This window comes from Streptomyces sp. NPDC047869 (assembly GCF_040704065.1).
In the GTDB taxonomy this organism is placed as follows: domain Bacteria; phylum Actinomycetota; class Actinomycetes; order Streptomycetales; family Streptomycetaceae; genus Streptomyces.
This window is the reverse complement of sequence record NZ_JBEYRK010000036.1, coordinates 21,676-40,078: the sequence shown is the minus strand read 5'-3', so window position 1 is coordinate 40,078 and position 18,403 is coordinate 21,676. Positions and strand designations below refer to the sequence as shown.

Below are 18,403 nucleotides of genomic sequence, written 5' to 3'. Positions count from 1 at the left end.
CCCTGAGATAAATTCTCAGGGTCATTCCGGAACCGATGGAGCATTCACACAGAAATTACGGGACGACAGGCGTCCCGGCGCACAGCGGCTACTGCGTGATCGAGATGCGGTCCGCCTTCGGCGGCGCGATCGGGCTCGTGGCCGAGGAGGTGGCCGTCAGGTACTGCGCCAGCGCGGCCAGGTCGTCGCTGCCGACCAGGTCGTTCGTGCCCTGCCCGAGGGTGGGGAAGCCGTCGCCGCCGCCCGCCAGGAAGCTGTTGGTGGCGACGCGGTAGGTGGCCGCCGGGTCGATGGCGGCGCCGTTCAGCCGGATGGAGTCGGTGACCACGCGGTCCGCCCCGGACTTGGTCATGTCGAGCGTGTAGGTGAGTCCGGCCGACGGCTGCAGGATCTTCGGGGCCGCCGCGTTGGGGCCGCTCACCTGCTCCTTCAGTACCTGGATCAGCTGGGCACCGGTGAAGTCCTGGAGGTTCACGGTGTTGGCGAAGGGCTGGACGGTGAAGCCCTCGGCGTAGGTGACGACCCCGTCGCCCTCGGCGCCCTTGGCCGCGTAGGTCAGGCCCGCGCGCACGCCGCCCGGGTTCATCAGGGCGAGGCTGGTCTTCGGGTCCAGCTGCTTGCCGTGGGCGAGTTGCGCGTCGGCGATGAGGTCACCCATGGGGGACTCGGTGCCGGTGTTGTTGATGTCACCGGAGATGTAGCCGATGGGCCGGTTGCCGATCGGGGCGGCCAGGGTGTTCCACTTCGAGATCAGACCGGTCATGTCCGCCGCCTTGGGGACGTCCCGGGAGACCACGTGGTTCGCCGACTTCACGGCCGTGCGCACGATGTCGCCGGTGCGGTGGTCGTAGGTGAGCGTGGTGTCCGTGTACAGACGGCCGAAGGAGGACGCCGAGGTGACCATGCGGGGCCGGCCCGACGGGTCGGGGATCGTGCAGACGTAGGCGTTGTGGGTGTGGCCGGTGACGAGCGCGTCGACGGCCGGCGTGACGTTCTTGGCGATGTCCACGATCGGGCCGGAGATGCCCGAGCCCGCGCCCGCGGAGTCGCAGTCGTAGTTGTAGGAGCCGGAGGCCGGGAAGCCGCCCTCGTGGATCAGGGCCACGATCGACTGGACGCCCTGGCGCTGGAGCACCTTGGCGTACTTGTTGATCGTCTCGGTCTCGTCCTTGAACTTCAGGCCCTTGACGCCGTCGGCGGAGACGATGTCCGGGGTCCCCTCCAGCGTGACGCCGATGAAGCCGATCTTGACGTCCCTCTTCTTCCAGACCCAGTAGGGCTTGAGGAGCGGACGGTCCGTCCTGTCGTCCAGGACGTTGGCGGTGAGGTACGGGAAGTCGGCGCCCTCGAACTCCTTGTCGCCGTAGCAGCCGTCCGTGGGGTGGCAGCCGCCGTTCTGCAGGCGGGCCAGTTCCCTCGCGCCCTCGTCGAACTCGTGGTTGCCGACCGAGGTGACGTCCAGCTTGAGCTTGTTGAGCGCCTCGATGGTCGGCTCGTCGTGGAAGAGCCCGGACAGCAGCGGGGAGGCGCCGACCATGTCGCCGCCGGCCGCGGTGATGGAGTACGGGTGGCCCTGGCGGGCCTGACGCAGATGGGTGGCGAGGTACTCGGCGCCGCCCGCGTCGATCGTCTTCGTCGTGCCGTCGGGCTGGAGTTCGGTGACCCGGCCGGAGGAGCCGGACGGGGGCTCCAGGTTGCCGTGCAGGTCGTTGAAGGACAGGAGCTGGACGTCCTGGTAGCGGCTGGAACGGCCGTGCTCGTGGCCGTCCTTGCCGGTGTGCGCCTGCGCGGGCAGGGCGGCGGCGAGGCCGGCGGCCGTGGCGAGCGCGGCGGTGGTGGCGAGGAGGCCGTAGGTCCTGCGTCTGGTGCGCCGGGGTGCGGCTGACATGAAACCCCCCTGTGGGTCGGCTGGGGCGCGTGGCCCCCGTTCGCCGCGCAGCCTAAGGTCAACGCGCGTAGCGCGACAGGGGGTTCGTGGTTACGTCCTGGTTTCCCTTTGCCGTCCTTCTCCCCTCGCTCCACCGGGACTTCCGTTCTCCGCGGAAGCGGGACCCCACCCCTCCGCGGTACCGGGACTCCTCCGCTCCGCGGTACCGGGACTTCGCTCCGGCGGCCCCGTACCCTCGTACGCATGAGCAGCGACGACTCCGTACGGCCGGTCCCCTCCCGTTCCCTCGAGACCCGCTCCGCGCTCGACCCGGACCAGGCCGAGGCCGTGCTCGGACTGCTCGCCGAGGCCGCCCGCGTCGACGGGCAGCAGCCGGTGTCCGAGCAGGGCCGGCTGCAGCTCCGCGGGGGCCCGCGCGAGGGCGTCTCGCACCTGCTGCTGACCGCCGGGGGCGAACTGGTGGGGTACGGCCAGCTGGAGGACACCGACCCGGTGGAGGCGCCGGCCGCCGAACTGGTCGTCCACCCGGCGCACCGCGGGCACGGGCACGGCCGGGCGCTGGGCTCGGCGATGCTCGCCGCCTCGGGCAAGCGGCTGCGGGTGTGGGCGCACGGCGGCCACTCCGCCGCCCGTCACCTCGCCCAGGTGCTCGGCCTGACTCTGTTCCGCGAACTGCGCCAGATGCGGCGGCCGTTGACCGACCCGGAGCTGTCGGAGCCGGTGCTGCCGGAGGGCGTGAGCGTGCGGGCCTTCGTGCCCGGCAAGGACGACGCGGCCTGGCTCGCGGTCAACGCGGCCGCGTTCGCGCACCACCCCGAGCAGGGCTCGCTGACCCAGCGCGACCTGGACGACCGCAAGGCCCTGCCGTGGTTCGACCCGGCCGGTTTCTTCCTGGCGGAGCGGCGCGGGGAGCTGGTGGGCTTCCACTGGACCAAGGTGCACGCCGAGGAGGGGCTCGGCGAGGTGTACGTGCTGGGGGTCCGGCCGGGCGAGCAGGGCGGCGGGCTCGGCAAGGCCCTGACCCTGACCGGCCTGCGGCACCTGGCGGCGCAGGGGCTGCCGACGGCCATGCTGTACGTCGACGCCGACAACAAGGCGGCGGTCGCGGTGTACGAGCGGCTGGGCTTCACGACGTACGAGACCGACCTGATGTACCGCACGGAAACCTGACATACCGGGGCGCACGGAAGCGCCCGCGCGGTCCCCGGGGGTGGCCGGCTTGACGGCCACCCCTCTCTTGCACCACCCTTTCACTACTCAATTAGTGAAAGGGTGTTCAACGCGTGGTCGAATACCGCATCGACCGGCACAGCGGGGTCGCCACCTACGTCCAGATCGTCCAGCAGACCAAACAGGCCCTCCGGCTGGGCCTGCTGCGCCCGGGGGACCGGCTGCCGACGGCCCGCGAGGTCGTCGAGGCCACCGCCATCAACCCCAACACCGTCCTCAAGGCCTACCGCGAGCTGGAGCGGGAGGGCCTGGTCGAGGCGCGGCGCGGACTCGGCACCTTCGTACGGCGCTCACTGGGCGCCGCCCCGGCCGACTCCCCCCTGCGGGCGGAGCTGGAGCAGTGGACGGCGAGGGCCGCCGAGGCGGGCCTGGACCGGGACGACGTGGCGGCCCTCTTCACCGCCGTACTCGACAAGCACTTCCAGGGAGAACGTTCATGAGCGACACGGCTCTGGAGGCCACCGGCCTCGGCAAGCGCTTCGGGCGCAGGGGAGGCCGGGCGCTGCGCGACTGCGGCTTCCGGCTGCCCACCGGGCGGGTGTGCGCCGTCGTCGGGCCCAACGGCGCCGGCAAGTCGACGCTTCTCGCCCTCGCCGCGGGACTGCTCCCGCCCACCGAGGGCCGGCTGACGGTGCTCGGCACCACACCCGCCGCGGCCCGCGCCCGGGTGGGCTACGTCGCCCAGGACAAGCCGCTGTACCCGCAGCTCACGGTCGCCGAGACGCTGCTCATGGGCGCCGACCTCAACCCCGAGCACTGGGACGCGGAGACCGCCGGCCGGATCGTGGCCGCCGGTCCGCTCGACCCCAAGGCCCGCATACGGTCGCTGTCCGGCGGCCAGCGCACCCGGGTCGCGCTCGCCCTCGCCCTCGGCAAGCGCCCCGAACTGCTGCTCCTGGACGAGCCGATGGCCGACCTCGACCCGCTCGCCCGGCACGAGCTGATGGGCACCCTGATGGCCGAGGCCGCCCAGTACGGCACCACGATCGTGATGTCCTCGCACGTGGTGGCCGAGCTGGAGGACTCCTGCGACCACCTGCTGCTGGTCGGCGACGGCCGGGTCCGGCTGGCCGGCGAGATCGACGACCTGCTCGCCGCCCACCTGCGGGTCAGCGGGCCCGCCGGGAAGGCGGGCCTGGACACGCACACCGTGGTCGAGGACCGGGTCACCGGCCGCCAGCGGACCGCGCTGATCCGCCCGGCCGGCCCGCTCGGCGGCGACTGGCACGCCTCGGCGCCCACCCTGGAGGAACTGGTCCTCGCCCACCTGCGCAACCCGCAGGCCCCCGCCCTGACCACCGCACCGGCCGCGACCGAGGAGAGCGCCGCATGACCGCCGCGACCGCCCCGGCCACCGTCCGGGCCCCCGCGGCGCGGCCCCGGACGGCCCGCTGGCTGCTGCGCCTGCACCGCCCCGCGCTCGTCGTCTGGACCGCTCTGGTGGTCCTCGGCGCCGCCCTGCTGCTGTGGCTCGCCGGACCGCTCACCGACGCGGCCGCGGAGGGCTGGCGGCAGTACAACGCCTGCGAGTGGTCCGAGAAGTGCCCCTACGCCCAGGACGCGATCCTGCGCTACAAGGATGTCTACAACTACCTCACGCTGTCCCTCGCCGCGCTGCCGTTCCTCGTGGCCGGCTGGGCCGGCGCCGCCCTCACCGGCCGCGAACTGGAGTCCGGCACCGCCCGCCTCGCCTGGACCCAGGGCATCACCCCCGTCCGCTGGCTGACCACCAGGCTGGCCCTGCCCGCCGCCGCGGTCGCCGCGGGCACGACCCTGCTGGTGTTCCTGCACCACCGGGCCTGGTCGGCCGCCGACGGCCGCGTCGACACCGCCAAGAACTGGTCCGACTTCTGGACCTTCCACACCAACGGCCCCACCACCGTCGCCCTCGCCCTGGCCGCCCTCGCCGCCGGCGCCCTCACCGGCCTGGCCCTGGGCCGTGCCCTGCCCGCACTCGCCGTCTCCGTCGTCCTCACCGCCGGAATCTGGGGTCTGGCGCAGTGGCTCATGCCGCGCCTGTGGCCGGCCGTCACCCGCGTGACCGGCCTCGAAGACGGCTACGCCGCCCCCTACTCCGGCGTGGAGGTCGCCAAGGGCCTGGTCACCCGCGGCGGCGCGCACATCCCCGAGCCCGAGTGCTACGCGGCCACCACGGAAGGATGCGCGCGGGAGTTCCGTGAGCACGGCGCCGTCGGCTGGTTCCACACCTACCACCCCGCCTCCCACTACTGGCCGCTCCAGCTCACCACCAGCGCCTTCGTGCTGGCCCTGGCCGCCCTGGCCACCCTGGCCGCGTTCGGCGTGCTCAGGCGCCTGTCCGGGTCACCGAGGGCCGGACGGGGGGCCGCCGCGTGAGCGCCGCCCTCCAGGGCCTGCCCCGCACCGTGCTGCGGCTGCACCGCACCGCCCTGCTGGTGTGGGCCGCCGCCGTCACCGCCCTGACCGGCTGGCTGGTGTGGCTGAACGAGGTCACCGCCGGCCGCGCGCGGCAGGACGAGGCGGTCTGCCGGCGCACCCACACCTGCACGGACTTCTTCAGCCGCCTCGACTACAGCGTGCCGGCCGGCTGGATCTCCACCCTCGTCTGCTACAGCTTCCTCGCTGTCGCCGCGTTCGCGGGCGGTGCCCTGATCGGCCGCGAACTGGAGACCGGCACCGCGAACCTGGCCTGGACACAGGGCGTCACCCCGGTCCGCTGGCTGACCGCGAAGCTCGTCCTCCCGGCCCTGGCCGTCACGGCCGGCGGCCTGGTCCTGGTGGGGGTGTACCGCTGGGGCCGGGCGGCCAACGCGGACCTGCTGGCCACCGACGACTGGACCTCCGTCGACGTCTTCGCGGCCCTGGGCCCGCTCACCGTCGCGTACGGCCTGTGCGCCCTGGCGGTCGGCACCCTCACCGCGCTGCTGCTGCGGCGCACCCTGGCCGCGCTCGGCACCACGTGCGCCGTGATGTGGCTGGTCCACTTCGTGGTGGACGGCTGCCGCCCCTACCTGTGGCCGGCGGTGACCCGTACCTCGCCGAAGCCGTTCGTGCTGCCCGAGAGCGCCTGGCAGGGGAACACCGGACGGAACGCCGACGGCTATTTCGCCGTCTACCACCCCGCGTCCCACTTCTGGCCCCTGCACCTGGTGGAGACGGGCGTCGTGCTGGCCCTGACCGCGCTGGTGACGACGGCCGCCTTCCTGGTGCTGCGCCGCCGGGCCGCCTGAGCCGGCCCCCCGGGTGCGCGTCCCTTCCACGGGGGGAGGGACGCACACCCGGGGGCCGCCCCTCGATATCCGGGACGTCATGTCTCCGTAACCATCGATTCAGACTGGCTTGCGACGCTCGGCCAATGAAGCCCGCCGTGCCAGAGCCTTCGCCGCCCCCCGAGGGGCTCGCGGGGAACGGGGCCGTGACGCTCCCGCCCGCACGTTCCGACGCGCCTGTCTCGCGCGTGGCGCGGAAGAATGGTGTCATGAGTCAGCAAGACACCCAGGCAGAGGTCCAGCACACGCAGCCCTCCGTGGGCTCCATCGCCGCGCACCGGCCCCATACCGTCGCCGCGACCGTTTCCGACCTGGAACCCGACCTCGACGCCGACCTCGACGCCTACGAAGAGGCGCAGAGCGACGGGGCACCGCTGCCCCAGGGTCGTTTCCTCGACCGGGAGCGCAGCTGGCTCGCCTTCAACGAGCGCGTCCTGGAACTGGCCGAGGACCCGAACACCCCCCTGCTGGAGCGCGCAAACTTCCTGGCGATCTTCGCCAGCAACCTGGACGAGTTCTTCATGGTCCGGGTGGCCGGCCTGAAGCGCCGCATCGCCACCGGTGTCGCCACCCGCTCCGCGTCCGGCCTCCAGCCGCGCGAGGTGCTGGAGATGATCTGGGCCCGCTCACGCGAGCTGATGGCCCGGCACGCCGCCTGCTACCACGAGGACGTCGCCCCCGCGCTCGCCGACGAGGGCATCCACCTGGTCCGCTGGAACGAACTGGCCGAGAAGGAGCAGGCACGCCTCTTCACGCTCTTCCGGCACCAGATCTTCCCCGTGCTGACCCCGCTGGCCGTCGACCCGGCGCACCCGTTCCCGTACATCTCCGGCCTGTCCCTGAACCTGGCCGTCGTCGTACGCAACCCGGTCAGCGGCCACAAGCACTTCGCGCGCGTGAAGGTGCCGCCGCTGCTGTCCCGCTTCCTGGAGGCCGCGCCGGGCCGCTACGTCCCGCTCGAGGACGTCATCGCCGCGCACCTGGAGGAGCTGTTCCCGGGCATGGAGGTGCTGGAGCACCACGCCTTCCGGCTCACCCGCAACGAGGACCTCGAGGTCGAGGAGGACGACGCCGAGAACCTGCTCCAGGCGCTGGAGAAGGAGCTCATGCGGCGCCGCTTCGGACCGCCGGTGCGCCTCGAGGTCGAGGAGTCCATCGACCGCGAGGTGCTGGACCTGCTGGTCCGCGAGCTGAAGATCTCCGAGGCCGAGGTGTACCCGCTGCCGGGCCCACTGGACCTCACCGGCCTCTTCCGCATCCACAGCCTCGACCGGCCGGAGCTGAAGTACCCGAAGTTCGTCGCGGGCACCCACCGCGACCTGGCCGAGGTGGAGTCGGCGTCCGCACCGGACATCTTCGCCGCCCTGCGCGCCCGGGACGTGCTGCTGCACCACCCGTACGACTCCTTCTCCACCTCCGTGCAGGCCTTCCTGGAGCAGGCGGCCGGCGACCCGGACGTGCTGGCGATCAAGCAGACCCTGTACCGCACCTCCGGCGACTCCCCGATAGTCGACGCGCTCATCGACGCCGCCGAGTCCGGCAAGCAGGTCCTCGTGCTGGTCGAGATCAAGGCCCGCTTCGACGAGCACGCCAACATCAAGTGGGCGCGCAAGCTGGAGGAGGCCGGCTGCCACGTGGTGTACGGCCTGGTCGGCCTGAAGACGCACTGCAAGCTGTCCCTGGTGGTCCGTCAGGAGGGGGACACCCTCCGCCGCTACAGCCACGTCGGCACCGGCAACTACCACCCGAAGACGGCCCGGCTGTATGAGGACCTCGGCCTGCTCACCGCCGACCCGCAGGTCGGCGCGGACCTCTCCGACCTCTTCAACCGGCTGTCCGGCTACTCCCGCCGGGAGACCTACCGCCGCCTCCTCGTCGCCCCCAAGTCGCTGCGCGACGGCCTGATAGCGCGCATCGACAAGGAGGTCCAGCACCACCGGGCCGGCCGCCCCGCCTTCGTACGCGTCAAGGTCAACTCGATGGTCGACGAGGCGGTCATCGACGCGCTCTACCGCGCCTCCCAGGCCGGCGTGCCGGTGGACGTGTGGGTGCGCGGCATCTGCGCCGTCCGCCCCGGCGTCGCGGGCCTGTCGGAGAACATCCGGGTCCGCTCCATCCTCGGCCGCTTCCTCGAGCACTCCCGGGTGTTCGCCTTCGGCAACGGCGGCGAACCCGAGGTGTGGATCGGCAGCGCCGACATGATGCACCGCAACCTCGACCGCCGGATCGAGGCCCTCGTCCGGGTCACCGACCCCGGCCACCGGGCGGCCATGAACAGGCTGCTCGACACCGGCATGTCCGACACCACCGCCTCCTGGCACCTCGGCCCCGACGGCGAGTGGACCCGGCACGCGACCGACGCGGACGGACAGCCACTGCGCAACGTCCAGGAGATGCTCATAGACGCCCGGAGGCGCCGGCGTGGCACAGCGACACCTTGACCCGACGGACCCCACGGCCCAGGCGGTGACCGGGGAGGCCCTCGCGGGCTACCTCCGCGCCCGGGCCACGGAGTTCCTCCGCGCGCTGCGCACGCACCGGGAGACCGGCGGCGTCACCGCGGGCGGCGCGGAGGAGTCCGTCGACGCGGCGCTGCTGCTGCGCCGCTCGGCCCGCCGCATCAGCGCCAGCCTGCACACCTTCCGCCCGCTGCTCGACCCGGACTGGTCCGAGGAGCTGCGCCCGGAACTGGCCTGGCTGTCGGGCACCCTGAAACTGGAGCACGCCTACGAGGCCCGGCTGGAACGGCTGCTGCAGGCCCTGAACCGGCTCTCGGGCACCGCGGCGCTGCCGGCCCAGCCCGTGGCCGCGGTGGCCGCCGGCGCCCTGGCCGACGGGGCCGGCGCGGCCGCGGGCGGTCGCGGCACGGGGACGGCACCCGTCCCACTGAACGCGCCGCCCCACACCGGCGGCCCCGCCCGGCCGGCACCCGCCCCGGAACGCGGCAACCTGACGGTCGGCGCGGCCAAGGCGGGGGCCCTGCTGGAACGCCAGCTCACCCTCGCCCGGACCCGGGCCCACTCCACGGCCCTGCAGGCCCTCGGCTCCTCCCGCTTCCACGCGGTCGCCGACAAAGTGGCCTTACTGGCGAGCGAGGTCCCGCTCACCCCCGACGCGCCCGGCACCGCGCTGCACCCCCTCGCCGCCGCGGCCGAGGAACGCCTCACCCAGGCCGTCACCGCGCTCCCGCTGCTCACCGCCGGCCACCCCTACAACGCGGAGGCCCTGGTCCACGGCCTGTCCCCGGACCCGTCCCCGCACCCCCAGGACGGCCCCTGGCACCAGGTCCGCCTGCTGCTGCGCCTGCACCGCTACGCCCGTGAGGTGCTGCACGGCGGCAACTCCCCCGCCGACGTGAGGCTGCTGACGGCCGGCCAGTCGCTGAACCGGCACCGGGACGCCTCGGAGGCTGCGGCCGCGGCGGCCCAGGCCGCTCGCACCCCCCGCATCACCCCGGCGACGGCGTACGCCCTCGGCGTGCTCCACGCCGACCAGCGGCACGAGGTGGAAGCGGCCAGGTTCGCCTTCCAGCAGGCCTGGCAGAGGCAGCCGGTCGGCGCGTCCTGAACCCCCGCGAGGAGGCGATGTGAACGACACCACGGTCCAGGCGGCCGGCTGCGTCCTGTGGCGCCGCTCGCCGGCGGCCGGCGGTCTGGAACTCTGCCTGGTCCACCGGCCCAAGTACGACGACTGGTCCCACCCGAAGGGCAAGCTGAAGCGGGGCGAGGACGCGCTCACCGGCGCCCTGCGCGAGGTCGCGGAGGAGACCGGGTACACGGCCGAGCCCGGATCCGAGCTGCCGACCCTGAGCTATCTGGCCAACGGCCGTCCCAAGCGGGTGCGTTACTGGGCGGCCGAGGCCACCGCGGGAGCCTTCGCGCCGAACGACGAGGTGGACCGGATCCTGTGGCTCTCCCCCGCGGAGGCCCGCCACCGGCTGACCCAGCCACGCGACCGCGACCTCGTCGACGCCCTCACCCGGCGCTTCGAGCACCGCTGACGGGGCGCCCGGCGAGGCCGGGAGGGGACGGCCGAGAAGGCCGGGACGGCCGCTTCACTCCACCTCCGCGTGTGCCTGGGCGTCCGCTCTGGCGAGGCTGCGGGCCCGGCGGGCCGGGCCGCGCCAGCCGCAGCTGCAGCGGGCCACGCAGAAGCGGCCCTGCTCGGTCGTCGTCGTGAGGTGTTCCTGCCCCTGCCGGGCTCGCCCCGGCCCGTCCTGCTGCACCACGGTGACAACGGTACGGCAGCGCGTGACGGTGCTCCCTACCGGTCGTTAACCGGGAAGACAGGGGGCCCGTGACGGACCTACCGGCTGGGGGTTTCACGCGATGGATCGGCGGCAGTACAGGCGAGTGGGAAGGACCGCCCTCGCGGTGGGAGTCATGCTCGGGCTAGGGGCGGCCGCCACCGGGTGCACCGGTGACCGGGCCGCCGCCGAGGGTGCGCACGGCGCCGGCGGTGACCCGGTGGCCGTGCTGCGGCGGGCCGCCGACACCCTGCGCGAGACGGGCAGCTCCAAGGCCACCACGTCCATGGAGATGGCGACCGGCGGCACCCGGGTCACCATCCGCGGCCGGGGCGGCTACGACTTCCGGCGCCGGCTCGGAGAGCTGACCGTGGTGCTCCCGGAGGACCCGGCGGGCACCTCCGAGCACCGGCCCATCACCGAGCTCCTCGCACCCGGTGCCCTGTTCATGAAGAACCGGGGCGCGGGCGTGCCCGCCGACAAGTGGGTACGGGTGGAGACCGCGGGCCTGTCCGACGGCAACCTCGTCACCGGCGGCGCCACCGACCCGTACGCGGCGGCGGAGGTGCTGCGCGGGACGCGCACGGCGACGTACATGGGGAAGGCCGAGGTGGGCGGGACCCCGGTGCGGCACTACCGGGGCACGGCGGACCTGTCCCGCGCGTCGGCGAACGCCTCGGTGGACAACCGGGCGTCCCTGGCCGCGGCCGCGAAGGGGTTCGCCACGGCGGAGGTGCCGTTCGACGTCTATCTGGACGACCAGGGCCGCATCCGCAAGCTGCGCCAGCGCTTCAGCTTCGTCAACGGCCTCGAGAAGACACCGGTGGCGGTCGCCTCGACCACGCGGCTGTTCGGGTTCGGCACCCCCGTCGACGTACGGCTGCCCAGCCCGGCGGACATCTACGCGGGCCGTATCGCCGAGAGCGGGGCCGGCGGGGGCGCCGGCGCCGGGGGCGAGATCCAGTCAGGGCACTAGTCAGTGACGCACCTGCCGAACTAGCCCGTCCGTGCCATGCGCGGTGTGTGGAGCGCTGCCTACTCTAGGAAGTCGGTGACGGCAGAGACGAGGTGACGCACGTGGCTCCGCTCGGCGGTACGGCAGTTCAGGACCACGTGGCCCTCGACGAGATCGAACTGTGCGGAGAGCTGATCATCGCCGCCTCGGCCGCCGAGGACCGGCTGAGCCTGGAGAGCATCGACGCGGTGCTGCGGGTGGCCGAGGAGCGGAAATCCGCCGATCGCCCCCGGAGCCGGGACCGGCTCTGAGACCCGCGGCGGGCCCGGCTCAGGTACGCAGCAGCCGGCCGATCGCCTTCGTCGCCTCGTCCACCTTGGCCTCGATCTCGTCGCCGCCCTTGACGGCCGCGTCCGCCACACAGTGCCGCAGGTGCTCCTCCAGCAGTTGCAGGGCGAAGGACTGCAGGGCCTTGGTGGAGGCGGACACCTGGGTGAGTATGTCGATGCAGTACGTGTCCTCGTCGACCATGCGCTGCAGGCCGCGGATCTGGCCCTCGATGCGGCGCAGCCGCTTGAGGTGCTCGTCCTTCTGCTTGTGGTAGCCGTGCGTGGCGCCGGCCTCGGTCGTCGTCATCACGGGCCTCCATGTCGGGACGAGCGGCGGATACATACCCCTACTGGGTATATGGTAACGAATTTCGCGGGGTAGAGGGCCCTTGGTACGCCCCCGTGCCGATCGATCCGAGCGATGGGCGACACTGGGAGACGGCCCGATAGCCGTGGCCGGATGTTGCGCCTAGCATCAGCCTGACCGAAACCGAAGCACCTAGAGGACCCCAAGTGCGCTTTCGTCTGACCCCCAGGGAGACGAGCTTCTACGACATGTTCGCCGCCTCCGCGGACAACATCGTCACGGGCTCGAAGCTCCTGATGGAACTGCTCGGGGCGGACGCTTCCGCCCGAGCCGAGATCGCAGAGCGTATGCGGGCCGCGGAACACGCAGGTGACGACGCCACGCACGCGATCTTCCACCAGCTGAACTCCTCCTTCATCACGCCCTTCGACCGTGAGGACATCTACGCCCTCGCCGGTTCCCTGGACGACATCATGGACTTCATGGAGGAGGCCGTCGACCTGGTCGTCCTCTACAACGTCGAGGAGCTGCCGAAGGGCGTCGAGCAGCAGATCGAGGTGCTGGCCAGGGCGGCCGAGCTGACCGCCGAGGCGATGCCCAACCTGCGCACGATGGACAACCTCACCGAGTACTGGATCGAGGTCAACCGGCTCGAGAACCAGGCCGACCAGATCCACCGCAAGCTGCTGGCCCACCTCTTCAACGGCAAGTACGACGCCATCGAGGTGCTGAAGCTGAAGCAGATCGTGGATGTGCTCGAGGAGGCGGCGGACGCGTTCGAGCACGTGGCGAACACGGTGGAGACCATCGCCGTCAAGGAGTCCTGAGGCGTCGATGGACACCTTCGCCCTGATCGTGACCGTCGCGGTCGCGCTCTTCTTCACGTACACGAACGGCTTCCACGACTCCGCGAACGCGATCGCGACCTCGGTCTCGACGCGGGCGCTGACCCCGCGGGCGGCGCTCGCCATGGCCGCGGTGATGAACCTCGCCGGTGCCTTCCTGGGCTCCGGGGTCGCCAAGACCGTCAGCGAGGGCCTGATCGAGACACCGCAGGGCTCGAAGGGGATGGCCATCCTCTTCGCCGCCCTGGTCGGCGCCATCGTCTGGAACCTGCTGACCTGGTACTTCGGCCTGCCCTCGTCGTCCTCGCACGCCCTCTTCGGCGGCATGGTCGGCGCGGCCCTCGCGGGCGGCACCGAGGTGCTCTGGAACGGCGTCCTGGACAAGGTCGTCATCCCGATGTTCCTCTCGCCGGTCGTCGGCCTGATCGTCGGCTACCTGGTGATGACGGCCATCCTGTGGCTGTTCCGCCGGTCCAACCCGCACAAGGCCAAGCGGGGCTTCCGTATCGCGCAGACGGTGTCGGCGGCCGCGATGGCACTCGGGCACGGTCTGCAGGACGCCCAGAAGACCATGGGTGTCGTGGTGCTGGCCCTGGTCATCTCGGGCCACGAGACCTTCGGCGACCCGATCCCGGTCTGGGTCAAGATCGTCTGCGCCGTGATGCTGTCCCTGGGCACGTACGCCGGTGGCTGGCGGATCATGCGCACGCTGGGCCGCAAGATCATCGAGCTTGACCCGCCGCAGGGGTTCGCGGCCGAGGCGACGGGCGCGTCGATCATGTTCACCACGGCGTTCCTCTTCAAGGCGCCGATCTCCACCACCCATGTCATCACCTCGGCGATCATGGGCGTGGGCGCGACGAAGCGGGTGAACGCGGTGCGCTGGGGCGTTGCCAAGAACATCGTCCTGGGCTGGTTCATCACCATGCCGGCGGCGGCCCTGGTCGCCGCGGCGGCCTTCGGGATCGTGAACCTGACCGTCCTCTAGCGGGCCGGACAGCACGGCGGACGCGACTGGGCCCGCCCCCGGGATTCCGGGGGCGGGCCCTTTTGCGTCCCCGCGGTGGCACCGCCATGCAGCACCGCGAGGGGATCTGGATTACCCGAAGCGCCCGGAGATGTAGTCCTCCGTGGCCTGTACCGACGGGTTGGAGAAGATCCGCTCGGTGTCGTCGATCTCGATCAGCCGTCCGGGCTGGCCGACCGCCGCCAGGTTGAAGAACGCCGTACGGTCCGACACCCGGGCCGCCTGCTGCATGTTGTGCGTCACGATGACGATCGTGAAGCGCTCCTTCAGCTCACCGATCAGGTCCTCGATGGCGAGCGTGGAGATCGGGTCCAGGGCCGAGCACGGCTCGTCCATCAGCAGCACCTTCGGCTCCACGGCGATCGCCCGCGCGATGCAGAGGCGCTGCTGCTGGCCGCCGGACAGGCCGGAGCCGGGCTTGTTCAGCCGGTCCTTGACCTCGTTCCAGAGGTTCGCGCCCTTCAGCGACTTCTCCACGATGTCGCCGAGCTCGGACTTCTTGTAGCTGCCGTTGAGCCGCAGCCCCGCCGCCACGTTGTCGAAGATCGACATCGTCGGGAAGGGGTTCGGCCGCTGGAACACCATGCCGACCTCGCGCCGTACCGACACCGGGTCGATCCCGGCGCCGTACAGGTCCTCGTCGTCCAGCAGCACCTTGCCCTCGACACGGCCGCCGGACGTCACCTCGTGCATCCGGTTCAGCGTGCGCAGGAACGTCGACTTGCCGCAGCCGGACGGCCCGATGAACGCCGTCACCGAGCGCGGCTCGACCGTCATCGAGATGTCCTCGATCGCCTTGTGGGAGCCGTAGTAAGCGGTGAGTCCGCTCACGTCGATTCGCTTGGCCATAACTACTTCACTTCCAGTCAGTCGCTGAGGGGGTCGCCACGCGGCGGTAGCCGCAAATCGATGCCTTAGCGACCGGTCTTCGGGGCCTTCCAGCGGGCGATGCCCCGGGCCACCATGTTGAGGATCATCACGAAGGCGATCAGCGTGAGCGAGGCCGCCCACGCGCGGTCGTACGCCGCATTGGCGCCGGCGCTCTGCGCGTACTGCTGGTAGATGTACAGCGGCAGCGACGACTGCGCGCCCTCGAAGGGGTTGTTGTTGATGAACGGGTTGCCGAACACCAGCAGCAGCACCGGCGCGGTCTCGCCCGCGATACGGGCGACGGCGAGCATGACGCCGGTGGTGATGCCGCCGATCGAGGTCGGCAGGACCACCTTGAGGATGGTGCGCCACTTCGGCACGCCCAGCGCCAGCGACGCCTCGCGCAGCTCGTTCGGTACGAGCTTGAGCATCTCCTCGGTGGAGCGGACCACGACGGGCATCATCAGGATGGCCAGCGCGAGAGAGCCGGCGAAGCCGAAGGGCTGCATCTTGAAGATCAGCATCAGGCTGAGGATGAACAGGCCCGCGACGATCGAGGGGATGCCGGTCATCACGTCGACGAAGAAGGTGACGGACTTGGCGAGCCTGCCGCGCCCGTACTCCACCAGGTAGATCGCGGTGAGGATGCCGATCGGCGCGCCGATCACGGTGGCGAGGCCGACCTGCTCCAGGCTGCCGATGATGGCGGCGTAGATGCCGCCGCCCGGCTCGGAGTCGGCGACGACCCCCATGGAGTGGGTCAGGAAGTAGAGGTCGAGGACCTTCACACCGCGCGCCACGGTCACCCAGATCAGGGAGACCAGCGGGACGACGGCGAGCAGGAAGGCGACCCAGACGAGCGAGGTCGCGACGCGGTCCTTCGCCTGGCGGCGGCCCTCGACGCGGGCGGCGATGCCGAACGTGCCGAGGATGAACAGGATCGCGGCGATCAGGCCCCACTGGACCTTGCTGTCCAGGCCGGCGGCGAGGCCGATGCCCACCGCGACCACGAGGGACCCGGCGGCGATGGCCCAGGGGGACCACTTCGGCAGGCTCGCGCCGCGCAGCGAACTGGCGCGCTTGTCGGCGAGGCTGGCGGTGCTCATGCGTTGGCCCCCGAGTACTCCTTGCGGCGGGCGATGATCGCGCGGGCCGCACCGTTGACCAGCAGGGTGATGACGAACAGGATCAGACCGGAGGCGATCAGCGCGTCACGGCCGTCCTGCGTCGCCTCGCTGAACTTGCTGGCGATGTTCTGGGCGAAGGTGCCGCCGCCCGGGTCGAGCAGGCTGGCCTGGATGTCGAAGGTCGGGGAGAGCACGGTGGCGACGGCCATGGTCTCGCCGAGGGCGCGGCCGAGGCCGAGCATCGAGGCGGAGATCACGCCGGAGCGGCCGAAGGGGATCACCGCCATGCGGATGACCTCCCAGCGCGTGGCGCCGAGGGCCAGCGCGGCCTCCTCGTGCATCTGCGGGACCTGCCGGAAGACCTCACGGCTCACGTTGGTGATGATCGGCAGGATCATGATCGCCAGCAGGATGCCGACGGTGAGCATCGAGCGCGGGGCGCCGCCCTGCCAGTCGAAGACGCCGGTCCAGCCCAGGTACTTGTCCAGCCAGCCGTAGAGGCCGGTCATGTGCGGTACGAGGACCAGCGCGCCCCACAGGCCGTACACGATGGACGGCACTGCGGCGAGCAGGTCGATCACGTACGCGACCGGGCCGGCCAGCCTGCGCGGCGCGTAGTGCGTGATGAACAGCGCGATGGCGACCGAGACCGGGACCGCGATGACCATGGCGACGATCGAGGAGACGACCGTGCCGAAGGCCAGCACCGCGATGCCGAAGACCGGCGGGGTGAGGTTGGTGTTCCACTCGAAGGTGGTCAGGAAGTTGCCGTGGTCCTTGCTGATCGCGAGCGAGGCGCGGTAGGTGAGGAAGACCGCGATCGCGGCCATGATCACCAGCAGCAGGATGCCCGAGCCACGGGACAGGCCGAGGAAGACGCGGTCACCGGGGCGGGTCGCGCCACGGGCGCTGCGCGCCTGCTCGGTCAGGGTCGGCTCGGGACTTGGGGGAAGTGCGTCGGTTGTGTGCGTCGATATGTCCATCGGGTTCTCCGGTCTGCGGAGCCGCCCGACGGGCGGCTCGGTGGAGCCGTACGCCCGTCGGGGGGGCGGTGCGGCTCCGGGCGGCGGTGCACCGGACGGTGCGGTCCGGCCCCGCGGGGGCCGGACCGCACTCAGGTCAGTTCAGGCCCTCGATGGTGGTGCGGACCTTGGCGATGATCTCGTCGGGGACGGGCGCGTAGTCGATGCCCGAGAGGATCTTCTGGCCGTCCTCGCTGGCGATGTAGCGCAGGAAGGCCTTGGTGGCGGGCAGGCTGTCCGCCTTGTTGCCCTTGTCGCAGACGATCTCGTAGGTGACCAGGGTGATCGGGTACGCGCCCTCGGCCTTGGTCTTGTAGTCGAGCTGCAGCGACAGGTCCTTGCCGGTGCCGACGACCTTGGCGGCCGCGATGTCGGCGGTGGCGCTCTCGGTGCTGGGGGCGACCGGCTTGCTGGCGCCCGTGTCGATGGAGACGGGCTTGATGCCGTCCGAGACGTAGGACAGCTCGAAGTAGCCGATGGCGCCGGAGGTCTGCTTCACCTGCTGGGCCACGCCCGCGGACTGCGGAGCGGACTGGCCGCCCTTGGCCTGCCAGGCCTTGCCGCCGGAGTACTTCCAGTTACCCGGGGTGGTGGCGATCAGGTACTTGGTGAAGTTGTCCGTGGTGCCGGACTCGTCCGAGCGGTGGAACGGCTGGATCTTGAGGTCGGGAAGCTTCGCCGACGGGTTCAGCTTCTTGATCGCCGCGTCGTTCCAGTTGGTGATCTTGCTGTCGAAGATCTTGGCGAGGGTCGGCGCGTCCAGGACCAGGTTGTCCACACCCGGGACGTTGAAGCCGACGGCGATCGGGCCGCCGACCATCGGGAGGTCGATGCCCTGGCCGCCGGAGCAGACCTTCTTGGAGGCGGTGACCTCTTCCGGCTTCAGCGCGGAGTCGGAGCCCGCGAAGGCGACCTGGCCCTGCGTGAACGCGGTGACACCGGCGCCCGAACCGCCGCCCTTGTAGTTGATCTGCACGCCGCAGGCCTGCGAGAAGTTCTTCACCCAGGCGTCGATCGCGTTCTTCTGCGCGGAGGAGCCGTCGGCGAGGAGCTGGCCCTTGGCGCCGTCGCACTTGATGGAGCTGGCGCTGGTCGACGACGAAGAGCCGTCCGTCGTCTTCTTGCCCGTGTCGTCGGAGCCGCACGCCGTCAGGGCCAGGGCGCCGGAGACGGCGACAGCACCGAGCGAGAGGGCGCGGAGCCGGTTCTTGCGCTGAAGCTTCACTTTCGGGAGTTCCTTCCAGGAGCCGCCGCAGTCGGCGGCGTGCGAAGACATCGAAGGTGCGTGAGCGCGTTCATGGCCGCCCGG

General features: G+C 71.5%; 19 protein-coding genes. 12 read left to right on the top strand and 7 right to left on the bottom strand.

Going from position 1 to position 18,403, the window contains the following annotated elements; genetic code table 11:
• Window positions 1-88: 88 nt before the first annotated feature.
• Window positions 89-1,888 (bottom strand): bifunctional metallophosphatase/5'-nucleotidase, encoded by a 1,800-nt coding sequence (locus AB0924_RS32810; RefSeq protein ID WP_366913413.1) that lies wholly within the window; start codon window positions 1,886-1,888, stop codon window positions 89-91.
• A gap of 243 nt (window positions 1,889-2,131) precedes the next feature.
• Between AB0924_RS32810 and mshD the strand changes: the two genes are divergently transcribed.
• The 8 genes from mshD to AB0924_RS32770 all read left to right on the top strand — a co-directional run bounded on the left by mshD (window position 2,132) and on the right by AB0924_RS32770 (window position 10,366).
• Complete coding sequence (gene mshD, locus AB0924_RS32805; RefSeq protein ID WP_358937153.1) at window positions 2,132-3,058, top strand: mycothiol synthase; 927 nt, start codon at window positions 2,132-2,134, stop codon at window positions 3,056-3,058.
• Between the two features lie 113 nt (window positions 3,059-3,171).
• Window positions 3,172-3,558, top strand: coding sequence for a GntR family transcriptional regulator (locus tag AB0924_RS32800; RefSeq protein WP_351666146.1), 387 nt, complete (start codon window positions 3,172-3,174; stop codon window positions 3,556-3,558).
• Window positions 3,555-4,451, top strand: a complete 897-nt coding sequence (locus AB0924_RS32795) for an ABC transporter ATP-binding protein (protein WP_366913412.1) — start codon at window positions 3,555-3,557, stop codon at window positions 4,449-4,451. Before AB0924_RS32800 ends, AB0924_RS32795 begins: the two co-directional genes overlap by 4 nt.
• Window positions 4,448-5,473, top strand: coding sequence for an ABC transporter permease (locus AB0924_RS32790; protein WP_358937158.1), 1,026 nt, complete (start codon window positions 4,448-4,450; stop codon window positions 5,471-5,473). The genes AB0924_RS32795 and AB0924_RS32790 overlap by 4 nt, the downstream gene beginning before the upstream one ends.
• On the top strand, window positions 5,470-6,327 hold the full coding sequence (locus AB0924_RS32785) for a hypothetical protein (protein WP_366913411.1): 858 nt from the start codon (window positions 5,470-5,472) through the stop codon (window positions 6,325-6,327). Before AB0924_RS32790 ends, AB0924_RS32785 begins: the two co-directional genes overlap by 4 nt.
• A gap of 125 nt (window positions 6,328-6,452) precedes the next feature.
• Window positions 6,453-8,807, top strand: coding sequence for an RNA degradosome polyphosphate kinase (locus AB0924_RS32780; RefSeq protein ID WP_358937162.1), 2,355 nt, complete (start codon window positions 6,453-6,455; stop codon window positions 8,805-8,807).
• Window positions 8,788-9,933: a CHAD domain-containing protein gene (locus tag AB0924_RS32775; RefSeq protein WP_358937164.1), complete on the top strand. Its 1,146-nt coding sequence runs from the start codon at window positions 8,788-8,790 to the stop codon at window positions 9,931-9,933. Before AB0924_RS32780 ends, AB0924_RS32775 begins: the two co-directional genes overlap by 20 nt.
• A 19-nt stretch (window positions 9,934-9,952) precedes the next feature.
• Window positions 9,953-10,366: an NUDIX hydrolase gene (locus tag AB0924_RS32770; protein WP_358937166.1), complete on the top strand. Its 414-nt coding sequence runs from the start codon at window positions 9,953-9,955 to the stop codon at window positions 10,364-10,366.
• A 54-nt stretch (window positions 10,367-10,420) separates the two neighbouring features.
• On the opposite strand, the gene AB0924_RS32765 is transcribed toward AB0924_RS32770, so the two are convergent.
• The gene (locus tag AB0924_RS32765; RefSeq protein WP_358937168.1) at window positions 10,421-10,594 is read right to left on the bottom strand and encodes a hypothetical protein; all 174 of its coding nucleotides are present in this window, start codon (window positions 10,592-10,594) and stop codon (window positions 10,421-10,423) included.
• A 100-nt stretch (window positions 10,595-10,694) separates the two neighbouring features.
• Here AB0924_RS32765 and AB0924_RS32760 point away from each other — a divergent pair, with 100 nt between their 5' ends.
• The gene (locus AB0924_RS32760; protein WP_366913410.1) at window positions 10,695-11,588 is read left to right on the top strand and encodes a hypothetical protein; all 894 of its coding nucleotides are present in this window, start codon (window positions 10,695-10,697) and stop codon (window positions 11,586-11,588) included.
• A gap of 92 nt (window positions 11,589-11,680) precedes the next feature.
• On the top strand, window positions 11,681-11,878 hold the full coding sequence (locus AB0924_RS32755) for a hypothetical protein (protein ID WP_358937172.1): 198 nt from the start codon (window positions 11,681-11,683) through the stop codon (window positions 11,876-11,878).
• Between the two features lie 19 nt (window positions 11,879-11,897).
• On the opposite strand, the gene AB0924_RS32750 is transcribed toward AB0924_RS32755, so the two are convergent.
• Window positions 11,898-12,203 carry a metal-sensitive transcriptional regulator gene (locus AB0924_RS32750; RefSeq protein WP_358937174.1) on the bottom strand — a complete coding sequence of 102 codons (306 nt, stop codon included), beginning with the start codon at window positions 12,201-12,203 and terminating at the stop codon, window positions 11,898-11,900.
• A gap of 206 nt (window positions 12,204-12,409) precedes the next feature.
• On the opposite strand from AB0924_RS32750, the gene AB0924_RS32745 reads away from it, so the two are divergent.
• Both AB0924_RS32745 and AB0924_RS32740 read left to right on the top strand, forming a co-directional pair.
• Complete coding sequence (locus AB0924_RS32745) at window positions 12,410-13,030, top strand: DUF47 family protein (protein WP_030744448.1); 621 nt, start codon at window positions 12,410-12,412, stop codon at window positions 13,028-13,030.
• Between the two features lie 7 nt (window positions 13,031-13,037).
• Complete coding sequence (locus AB0924_RS32740) at window positions 13,038-14,036, top strand: inorganic phosphate transporter (RefSeq protein ID WP_358937177.1); 999 nt, start codon at window positions 13,038-13,040, stop codon at window positions 14,034-14,036.
• 111 nt (window positions 14,037-14,147) lie between these two features.
• Here the strand turns inward: AB0924_RS32740 and pstB are convergent, their stop codons facing one another.
• The 4 genes from pstB to pstS all read right to left on the bottom strand — a co-directional run bounded on the left by pstB (window position 14,148) and on the right by pstS (window position 18,319).
• Window positions 14,148-14,924, bottom strand: coding sequence for a phosphate ABC transporter ATP-binding protein PstB (pstB, locus tag AB0924_RS32735; RefSeq protein ID WP_358937179.1), 777 nt, complete (start codon window positions 14,922-14,924; stop codon window positions 14,148-14,150).
• Between the two features lie 65 nt (window positions 14,925-14,989).
• Window positions 14,990-16,051: a phosphate ABC transporter permease PstA gene (pstA, locus tag AB0924_RS32730; protein WP_358937181.1), complete on the bottom strand. Its 1,062-nt coding sequence runs from the start codon at window positions 16,049-16,051 to the stop codon at window positions 14,990-14,992.
• Entirely contained in the window at window positions 16,048-17,055 is a 1,008-nt protein-coding gene (pstC, locus tag AB0924_RS32725) for a phosphate ABC transporter permease subunit PstC (protein WP_366913409.1), read from the bottom strand. The genes pstA and pstC overlap by 4 nt, the downstream gene beginning before the upstream one ends.
• Window positions 17,056-17,191: 136 nt before the next feature.
• The gene (gene pstS / locus AB0924_RS32720) at window positions 17,192-18,319 is read right to left on the bottom strand and encodes a phosphate ABC transporter substrate-binding protein PstS (RefSeq protein ID WP_358937227.1); all 1,128 of its coding nucleotides are present in this window, start codon (window positions 18,317-18,319) and stop codon (window positions 17,192-17,194) included.
• Window positions 18,320-18,403: the final 84 nt, after the last annotated feature.